The following is a 10,631-nucleotide window of genomic DNA, read 5'->3' as shown; positions in this document are numbered from 1 at the left end:
CTTATAACCAGCCCTAATAGAAACTAAAAACAGACTTATTTTTCATTCTAGCGCTTGCTGGTAATCCTTCTTTAACATAGCTGAGTGTCATGTTGACCAAAAATACCCCGCCAAATAAGCCCTCGGATGAAGATCCAGCACAGCGCGATGCCCGCGCTGTTAGACGTTGGTTTCCCCTGTCTTTTTTGCTCAAATTAACGGTCCTTATTTTGATTGTACTGGCGATTATGTTCGCCATATTTTTATATGCGGTCGGTACTGAGTCAGGCACAAAATTCATTTTAGAAAAAATCAGTGCCGAGACGGGAGTTAAGTTTAAATACGGTCGGGGTAATCTGCGCGATGGTATTTGGGTCAGCGATATCGATATCAACGCCACCGAAGACCTTGAGATATTGGTCGATAAAGCTTATGTCAAAATAGGCTGGCGCGCGGTATTTGCCAAAGAAGTGCATCTGCGTGATGCCGACATTCAAACCATTGAGATTATCAATAATAAGCCACCAACGGGCGAGCCGTTTGATTATCGAACGCTTAGCTTGCCAGTCAATTTGCGCTTTGATCAAGCAAAAATAAAAACCATTATTTATAAACAAGTCACCAAAGACCCTATCGTCGTGCATGATATCGAAGCGCGAGATTTGACTTGGGTTGGTAGCGTGGTGAACGTTGGGCGCGGCAAATTGCAGTATGCGGATATTGTAAAAGTCAGCGCTTTAAAAGGTCAGGCAGATTTACAAGGCGACTATCCTTTAGATTTGAGCGGAATTGTCGAGGTAAGTGCGTTAGAAAAAGCCTACATCGACCCGTTAAATATCACCGCAACCGGTACGCTAAAACGTACCGTTGGTAAAGTCCGTAGCCGTTATAACGATAGCGATGTCAGCGGTGATTTTGTGGTGCAAGGCTTAGATGAAGGTTCGCCGTTTCAAGCAAAACTTAAATGGGACGATATTTTAATTCCTTATGCCGATAGCCAAAATATCCACCTAAAAAGCGGTATGGCGACCGCGTCGGGCGTCATCTCGGAGATACGTCTGCGTATCAATACCGAGCTGACCGCCAAAGATATCCCAGCGGGTCACTATCAAGGTCGCGGTATTATCGCCAACAGTCAGCTGCGCGTTGATCGTTTGGATGCGCAAGTACCAGCAGGCAATTTGACATTGCAAGGTATTTTGGACTGGAAAGAGAGTTTTGATGCGGTAGTCCGCGCCACAGGCAGTAATTTTGATATTCGACAGGCGATTCCAGATGAATATGCCGACTTTAAACCCTATGCGCCGCAAAAGCTCAATGGTCGCTTATCGGTACATTATCAGCATAAAAATAAAAATGGCAATCTAGAGATGGATGCAGATTTGCGTCAGCGCGATGGTGAGCATCTCAATGCCAATATCGTGCGCGGCAAAACGCCTGCTCGTGGTCGCAGCGCCAATTCTAAGCAAGTCACACCTTGGTATATCGACGCCAAGTGGCAAAATTTGGTACGCCGCAATCTGCCTAATATCGGTAATGTCGACAGTCCAAGCGGACAAGCGGACGTCATTATTCGCGGCTCTAATTTATCGGTCGATGGCAAAGCGGTGATTAATGAGTTAAATGCCGCCCCTAAAGGCAACTACGATGTGCGCGTGCGTAAAGCCGGCGACGTGATTAATATCAACCATCTTAATTACAAAGGTATAGTAGGCGACCTATCTGGTACAGGGCAGATTCAACTGGCCAGTAAAAACCGCCCGCTAACGTGGCAAATTGACGCGCGTACCAATGGCTTATTACCCAAAAAATATCGTAGTGACTTACCGCTTGAGCGCCTAACAGGACGTATCAATGCGCGCGGGCGCATGCTCAATATCAGTAAAAACCGCATCAAAGGTCAGCGCCATATTATTAGCTTTACTAATACCGATTTAAAAGCAAACCTTGATGCCAGTCAAGATAGCCGCGCTATTGGTATCACAGGCAGCGGTGATGCCAGCGTCGATATTATCGGCGGCGAGCTGTCGGTTTTTGATGCTCGTTTTGATGGTCATATTGATACCGCTGACGTACCAAAGGGCAGCTTATCGATTGATGCTGCTGGTACACCAAAATTGATTCGTATTCGTAAACTCAACTATAACGGTGAAGCCGGCGCGGTAAAAGCGAACGGTGTCATTGACTTACGTCAAAACATTGGCTGGACAGTCGATGGCCGCTTTGACAAATTTAACCTTGGCTATTTTTTACCCAATAATGCCGCCATTATCACTGGTGATTTAAAAACCAGCGGCGTGTGGCAAACGCCGCCAAAGAACCAAGCTAATGCTAACGCAAAGGGTAAGCTGAAAAACTTCGCGGTGAAATTCGATGGTGTATTAGATGCTGAGCAACTGCCAGCCGGTAAACTTAGCATTGACGCCAGTGGTGACGCGCAGCTGATTCGTATCAAGCGTTTCCGCCATGTTGGCGCCGCAGGTAGTATCGATGCCAATGGTACGGTTGACGTGCGTAAAGGTATCGCTTGGGATGTCAAGGCGGTGATGAATCGCTTTAACTTGGGTTATTTCTTTAAAGATATCCCAAGTACCATCACTGGCACTATTGATACCGATGGGCGCTGGGGTGACAATCAGCAAATCGTTAATATCAAACAAGTTAACCTAAGTGGCGTGCTAAAAGGCCAGCCACTCAGTGCCAAAGGTAGTCTGGCGGCGAAGCTGCGCCTAACAAAAGACTTAAGTAGTTATTTTAAACGCTTACAAGCACAGGATGCACAGGCACAGTATCAACAAGTTAATGCGCTAATCGATAGTTTAAATGCCAATAATTTAGTGCTACGTTGGGGCGACAATTATCTTACTGCCAATGGCAATGCTAAGCAGCTACAAGCTAAGATTAATATCACCAGTCTTGACCAGCTCTCAGATAAGCTTGCTGGTAAAGTGACGGGCGGCGCAACCTTGTCGCAGCCGGCAGGACAGGCGCTGCCCACGATTTATATTGACTTGGTTGGTGAGCGACTAGCGCTACCGGGCTTTATTTTGCGTCAAGGACGTATCCGCGGTAAGCTGGTCAATTTGGCCAATAGCCCAAGCCAGCTTATTATTAGCGCCGAAGGTTTGGATGCGGCAGGTCAGAGCTTTAAAAAGGTCAATGCGACTTTTAATGGCACTGAGCAGGCGCATGTGGTCAATCTTGAAGTGGCAAATGATGAACTTGCTATCGCCGCTCGACTCAAGGGTGGCTTTAATCGCGATAAGCTCAGTTGGTCAGGCGTGATTGGTAAAGGGCGTATCAAATCAAAATATGCGACGTTAAACCAACTACAACCTGCACAATTAATTGTCAATTTGCCCAAAAAGCAGGGTAATAACTCTACCGACTTAAAAGTGCAGCTTGCCGCCCACTGTTGGCAGGCGACCGACCAAACGGGCAAGCTGTGTTTGCGTGAGAATCTCATTGCTTCACCAGCGGCAGGTCAAGTCAATTTAGCGGTACAAAACTTGGATACTTCGCTATTCTCGGTCTTTTTACCCAAAGATATCGATTGGCAAGCGAAAATTAATGGTAAAGCCATCGTCGGTTGGCAACGTGGTCGTCCGCCGACGATCAATACCACGCTGTATTCTGACAACGGCAAAATCGGCTTGATGCAAGATGGCGATAGTCAGCCGGTTACCTTGCCTTATAAGCGCGTGTCGGTCATTGCTTTATCGGTCCCTGAAGGCATCAAACTGCGCACGGATATCAATACTGGTCGCGGTGCGCGTGGCTATGCTGAGGTTATCGTTGACCCTTATAAAACACCGAAACCTATCTCGGGTGCGCTGGTGCTCAATGAGCTGAATCTGGCAGTGTTTAAGCCTTTCTTCCCCGGTATGCGCGTGCTCGAAGGCAATATTACTATGGCAGGTGGTTTGGGTGGGACGCTCGATAAACCGCAGTTTTATGGCGATGTGAAATTGGCTGATGGCCGTATTGCGATGCTAGATTTACCAATCAATTTAAGAAAGGTCAATGTCGATGCCAAAATTCGTGGTACTCAGGCGAATATCGATGGTACTTTTAATAGTGGTACCGGTACGGGCAAGCTGACTGGTACGGTAAATTGGCAACAAAAACTGCAAGCCAAACTCAGCATTATTGGCGAGCGTTTAGTATTGACCCAGCCGCCATTATTGTTGGCTGAGATTAACCCTGATATCGACATTATCGTGCGTCCGGGTGACCGTTATGTCAATATTACTGGCGCGGTCAGTGTGCCATCAGCGACTATTCGTCCACCAGAAGCCAGTGAAGATATCATTACCCAAACCGAAGATGCGGTTGTGCTTGATCGCCGATTGATTGGTAATATTGATGAGGTTTTAGCGATTTCAAAACCTTGGTCAATCAATGCCGACATAGGTATCGACTTGGGCGATGACATCAATTTCCGCGGTTTTGGTGCGGTGATTCCGTTAGCAGGGGCGATTAATGTCACTCAAAATGGCACAGGCGTTATGCGCGCCAAAGGCGTCGTGCAGGTTTCTCGTCGTACCAATGTCAATATTTTTGGTCAGAGTTTAGAGCTGAATTACGGTCAGGTGCGTTTTAATGGCGATGTGATGAAACCAAGTCTGAGCATTGAGGCAGTGAAAACCATCAGCGGTAAGACCGTCGGCGTACGCGTTAAAGGCAATACAGAAAATCCAAATATTATCGTCTTTAATAATGCTGGCTTAACCCAGCAGCAAGCGATGAATGCCTTGATAACGGGTCGTATTAATAATAAGAGCGCGACACAAATCAGTGAGCAAGGCTTTAAATCGCAAGTGACCAATAACCTTGCAGCGGCGGGACTAAGTTTTGGACTGAGTGGCACGCGCAATCTGACCAACCAGATAGGTCAAGCGTTTGGCTTCCAAAGCCTAACCGTTGATGCGTCAGGCAGCAGTGATGACACCAACGTCAACGTTACTGGTTATGTGACCCCTGATTTGTATATTCGCTACGGAGTCGGGGTGTTTAATGCACAAAATAGCCTATCTATCCGTTATCAGCTAACGCGCCGGATTTATGTCGAAGCAACCTCAGCAGCGGAAAACGCGGTCGATGTGGTTTATAGTTGGCAGTTCTAAGCACTTAAGCTTTTAATAGCCTTACTATACTGTCGATTTTTAAGTCGCTTGTTAGTGGTTCATTTAATGCAATAAAAAACGCCTTTATTAAAAGGCGTTTTTTTATGCGGTGAGCAGTTGATTTATTTGGTCAAAATTAAGCGGTTATTGCGCGTTAAGCGTAAGCGATATTCTTCGCCTTCGTGCTCGATACGCACTTCTTTGGTTAGCGCAAATAGGTGCTGCGACTGTAGCGTAGGCAAACGGTTTTCGCGGCAGTTTAAATAACGAGAGATGACCATGCTCATAGTAAATTCCTTTTGATAAAATAATTAGAGATAAGGCAGTGGGGTAAAGTAAGTTATTAACGATAATAATTATCATTTACATTGAAGGCTTTTGCAAGCTATTTGATAAAATAAATCACAGTTATTATGTAAACTTATATAAAGCAGCATTTACAAACGCTATAAATCAAAACAGTCGTACCATTATAAAGGGCAATAGAATGCGTAGTCATGTAGAGGCTTCAAGCAAAAATTCGTTCGCTAAAAATGAGGCAAGTGCCCATAAACCGCTAAAAATCGTCAATGTTGCGGTGGCGGTCATTTATTATCAGCATCAGTATTTGCTCGGTTTTAGAAATGCATCGCAGCATCAAGGTAATCGTTATGAGTTTGTAGGCGGCAAGATAGATGCTAATGAAACCGCTCAGCAAGCGCTGATACGCGAAGTCGCTGAAGAGACGGGCATTGATATCGCAAATAATACTGCGGTAAAACTTGGTCGGCTGCATCATGACTATGGCGATAAGCAGGTACGTTTGCAGGTTTACAAGGTAGCACTAAGTGCGCAGCAGTATGAACAGCATAGACATTGCCAGCAGGGATTGGAGGGTCAAGCATTAACTTGGGTAGATAAATCGAAGTTATTGGCAGGAGATTATCAGTTGCCAGCCGCTAATAAAACCATTCTTGCATGGTTGCGTTTACCACAACAGATAGCAATTACTTATCCATTGGCACACTTTAACGACGCGGCTGATCCAGCAGCAGCTTGGCTACAGTTTCATGCAGCGCATTTGGCGCATGATGCTTGGGTTTATGTCCGTCCAAAAGCCATGGATGCAGATAATAATATAGCGCAGCTATTACGCTTGCGTGCAGATATACAGGCGATTGTACCAGCTGAATTTGAAAGCGACCAAACACATAAGCAAGCTATAAACCATCAAATCGTCGCAAAGCAGTTAACCCAAACACAACTTATACAGGGATTAAGCGATATTGATAACGCTATTTATCAAAATAACCATGCACCGTACGACGTTCTATCTACAAACCATTTATTAAACTATCCATTAATCATTAGCTGCCACGACGCCCAAAGTATTGCTGCCGCTAATAAGTTGGCGCATAGACGTTTAGAGCAACAATTATCACCCGTTATCGGTATTTTTATATCACCAGTTTTAGCAACCAAAACCCATCCTGATGTCGAGCCACTTGGCTGGCAAGCATGGTCAATATTAGCAGAATTAGCCGATATGCCAGTGATTGGCTTAGGTGGTTTATCGCCAGCAATGAGGGCTCAAGCAGAGCAGTATGGCGGCATTGCTGTTGCCGGTATCCGTCAGTTTTTACGGTAATTTTTAACATGGTCTTTATACTATTTGAGAGTATATTTTAGGCCAATAATTAACCAAAATATGAAAGGTAAATCAAAAACTGAAAGCAAATGTAAGGCCATACAAGAGTGAGGTTTAATGGGGGGCAAACCACTGATTTTAAATCTATTTTTACACAAGGTAACTATGTATTGCTTGTATGGCGTAAATACAGAATTACTTACAAACCGTTGCGTTTTCCTACATTGCTACACTGTTTTGCTTAGCCCTTTGCCATTACTATAAACCTGCAAATTACCAAAGGGCGCAAAATCAGTTTGTTAAGGGCGATTCATCTAGCAACTTTTTATCCAATCACTTGCTATTTAACCAATTGCTATCCAACCTCTTCTTATCTATCGTGATTTTATTCATCACAGCGCCACTGAAAGGTATAGTAAACATAAGTAATCCAGTATTTAATTTTCACTCATCTGTCTTTTGTATTTAAAGTGATTGTTGAGCATTATTTATACTGAGTTAATCGCTATAAAATTTGATAAATGAAAAATTTTAACTAACACTATTAATAAATGGTACTCCTATGAAAACCAATAAGTTACCTAAGTCAGCATGGCCTGATTCGCAGGCAGCTGGTTCTCAATCACAGCAGACTAAATCAAGTCAGCATTACCTTGATAAAAACTATTTAAAAAAAGGTTATCGCAAGACAGATAATACGTCACAATCGAGTGATGCCAGCAATGACGCTAGCTATCACAATGATAGCGCGAACGATATGCCAGTATACGATGTCGCCCTAAAGGCATCAGCAACAGATAATGAATTTGTCTATAAAAAGAGTGGACAAAACGCGCCTATAGCCGCCACGCCTGCATTGATTCAGAAAAGCAATCACCGCCAAGATAAAGATAATACAAGTTTTAAAAGCACTCAAGATTTGCAAAGCCGCAGTTTTCAAGATGGCGGCGGATACAAAAAAGCGCTTGCTTATAAAAAAGTACAAAAAACTACTGACCTCAATACTTCCGATATCAATATTGACAGTGAAATTAACAGCTCAGCGAAAAGCTTAATTGAAAGTAATAACTTCAATAAGTCAATTACTGCTGAAACTGTTGATATAGACGACGTCAATGAAGATATGGGTTTACCAACAATACCGGAGCGCATATTTATGAATGGACTTATTAAACACACAGGTATTGCTTTAGCAATTATCATACCGCTGGCGGCGTTTTCAGCGTATGCAGCGACGCCACCCGTCAATAGCGCGGCTAAAGCTAATGTGACGGCTAATGCAACGACGGATAAAACCAGCACAGAGACGTTATCCATTAAGCCAAATGCAATTATCCATAAATCTGCTAGCATACCAACCACAGTTGATAGCGTTGATCTAAAAAAATACGCCGGCACTTGGTATGAGATAGGGCGCTTGCCGATGTATTTCCAGCGCAACTGTGCCAGTGATGTGACAGCGACGTATGTTGAAAAAACTGACGGTTCAGGTATCAAGGTTGTTAATCAATGTAAAGCACAAGATGGTTCAGCCATTACCGCAGAAGGCTTAGCTAAACCTGCTGATGCTTCAGGTAGTAAATTAAAGGTTACTTTTTTACCGTCGTGGATTCGCTGGTTGCCTGTTGGCCGCGCTGATTACTGGGTGCTTGCTCGTGATGCCGATTACAAAACGGCATTGGTTGGCACGCCAGATAAAGAATATCTATGGTTGCTGGCTCGTTCGCCGAATGTTAGCCAAGAGACCTATGCAAAATATCGCCAAATTGCCCAAAAGCAGGGCTACGATTTAAAAGAATTTAAACTTACTCCGCAGACCAATCAGACGGTAAAGTTGGTTCCTTAAGTTTTTCATAACCATACATGGCATAACCATATAAGTATTTTATAATTATCATATTTTTGTTTGATTTATCGATAATTGACAATAGAGCAGCAGTGCAAGCTGCCTTCATTTTTATGCAGTAACTTATAAAGCGCTAAAAAACGCGATAAGTACGTCAAATTCGGTTATCACTAGCAAAATAGGGCGTTTTAGGCTAAAATCTACCTTATCTAAAGACGGTGACGATAAAGACTGTGACGCTAGTTAGTGATAGTTACTATTGCCAATCACTACCGCCAAAGTCGAGCATGACCGTTTTAATATCGTTATTTAAGTAATGATGACCTATCTATTTATATTTCTTCCTACTTTTCTGCTACCTAATTACTGACCAAAAGGATGTTTCTCGTGAGCAACGCTGATACCTTACGCCAATTACATCAAGACCATTTGAGCAATTATAACCAACAAGAGCAACAAGCCATTGAGCTTATGGGGCTATTAAATAAGCTTTATAATGAGCAAGATGTGCAAGTGACATTGTTTGGTGATACGCTAGATACAACCTCTGTGGGTCAAATACTGGCATTGCATCAAAAAGTCGCGCTACGTGATAAAGGTGCTAAACCTATCGCTGTCGCGGATACTTTAGTAATGGTTAAAACGCTTGCAGAGAATAAAGACATCCAAGCGGCGCGTATCGATGTTGGTCAATTAATTGCTAATGACAGTGATTTACAAGCGGCATTACAGTCTATTAATAATGACAATGCAGCTAGCAATGGCGCAACGGATGTGGTGCTGTATGGTTTCGGTCGTATTGGTCGTATCTTAACGCGTCTATTATTGTCACAAGCGTCAAGCGCTAAAGGCTTACAGCTAAAAGCCATTGTGGTGCGTCCAGCAGCAGCGGGCGATTTGGCTAAGCGTGCTTCATTGCTGGAGCGCGATTCAATCCATGGTAGTTTCGATGGTGGCGTCGTTGTCGATGATAAAAACAATGGTTTGATCATCAATGGCCGCTTTGTACAAGTGATTTATGCCAAAGACCCAAGCGAGATTGACTATACGGCTTATGGTATCAACGATGCATTAGTTATTGATAATACCGGTATTTGGAAAGATGAAGACGGTCTTGGCAAGCATTTGCAATCGACTGGTGTGAAAAAAGTATTGCTAACGGCTCCTGCTGGCGGTGATATTAAAAACGTCGTTTATGGCGTCAATAACGATACGGTCGGCGATGACACTATCGTCAGTGCAGCGAGCTGTACCACTAACGCGATTACCCCAACGCTCAAAGTTTTAAATGATGAGTACGGTATCGAGAATGGACACGTAGAAACCATTCACTCGTTCACCAACGATCAAAACTTAATTGATAATTATCATAAAGCCGATCGCCGCGGGCGCAGTGCAGTATTGAATATGGTTATCACTAGTACTGGCGCGGCAAAAGCAGTTGGTAAAGCCTTACCAGAGCTTAGCGGTAAATTGACGGGTAATGCGATTCGTGTACCAACGCCAAACGTCAGCTTAGCGATTTTGAACTTAAACCTTAAAACGGCGCCAGCCAGTGCCGATGCGTTGAATGAGTTCATGCGTAAAGTGTCTAATAGCAGTCAGTGGCAAACTCAGATTGCTTATACAGATTCTACCGAAGCAGTATCGACTGATTTTGTCGGTGATACGCATGTCGGTATCGTTGATGCGCAAGCGACTATTTTGACAGACAATCATGCTATCGTTTATATTTGGTACGATAACGAAGTTGGCTATAGCACGCAGGTGTTACGTTTGGCCACGCAAATGGCTGGCATCAGCTATGCGCAAATTCCAGCGTAAAAATTTGCACAGTTGCTATCTTAGCCGTTTGTATTTAGATAAAATGCTAAGGCAAAATAGCGCGACGAAAGTAAGTTTTATCCTAGATAAATCGGTGTAAATTATTAACGGCAGTATTCAAACACCCGATAGTCCGAATGGTTATCGGGTGTTGTTGTCATGCTAAATGCTAAGCGTGGTATGACATTTTAGTAAATGCCGTTTTAAACCCCACTCTCAACTTCGAAAG

The 10,631-nt window shown here is 43.7% G+C and carries 5 protein-coding genes; 4 read left to right on the top strand and 1 reads right to left on the bottom strand.

Annotated elements, in window-relative coordinates; genetic code table 11:
- Positions 1–89 precede the first annotated feature (89 nt).
- The gene (locus B3R91_RS02035) at positions 90–5,105 is read left to right on the top strand and encodes a translocation/assembly module TamB domain-containing protein (protein WP_286796254.1); all 5,016 of its coding nucleotides are present in this window, start codon (positions 90–92) and stop codon (positions 5,103–5,105) included.
- Between the two features lie 122 nt (positions 5,106–5,227).
- Here the strand turns inward: B3R91_RS02035 and hemP are convergent, their stop codons facing one another.
- Complete coding sequence (hemP, locus tag B3R91_RS02030) at positions 5,228–5,386, bottom strand: hemin uptake protein HemP (RefSeq protein WP_227672156.1); 159 nt, start codon at positions 5,384–5,386, stop codon at positions 5,228–5,230.
- A gap of 206 nt (positions 5,387–5,592) precedes the next feature.
- Between hemP and B3R91_RS02025 the strand changes: the two genes are divergently transcribed.
- The 3 genes from B3R91_RS02025 to B3R91_RS02015 all read left to right on the top strand — a co-directional run bounded on the left by B3R91_RS02025 (position 5,593) and on the right by B3R91_RS02015 (position 10,402).
- Complete coding sequence (locus B3R91_RS02025) at positions 5,593–6,732, top strand: NUDIX domain-containing protein (RefSeq protein ID WP_286796253.1); 1,140 nt, start codon at positions 5,593–5,595, stop codon at positions 6,730–6,732.
- Between the two features lie 562 nt (positions 6,733–7,294).
- Positions 7,295–8,578 carry a lipocalin family protein gene (locus B3R91_RS02020; RefSeq protein WP_286796252.1) on the top strand — a complete coding sequence of 428 codons (1,284 nt, stop codon included), beginning with the start codon at positions 7,295–7,297 and terminating at the stop codon, positions 8,576–8,578.
- Between the two features lie 378 nt (positions 8,579–8,956).
- Positions 8,957–10,402, top strand: coding sequence for a glyceraldehyde-3-phosphate dehydrogenase (locus B3R91_RS02015; RefSeq protein WP_286796251.1), 1,446 nt, complete (start codon positions 8,957–8,959; stop codon positions 10,400–10,402).
- Positions 10,403–10,631 lie beyond the last annotated feature (229 nt).

This window comes from Psychrobacter sp. UBA6291, from assembly GCF_002439405.1.
GTDB lineage: Bacteria > Pseudomonadota > Gammaproteobacteria > Pseudomonadales > Moraxellaceae > Psychrobacter > Psychrobacter faecalis.
The sequence above is the reverse complement of the archived record's forward strand: the minus strand, read 5'-3'. Positions and strand labels throughout refer to the sequence as shown.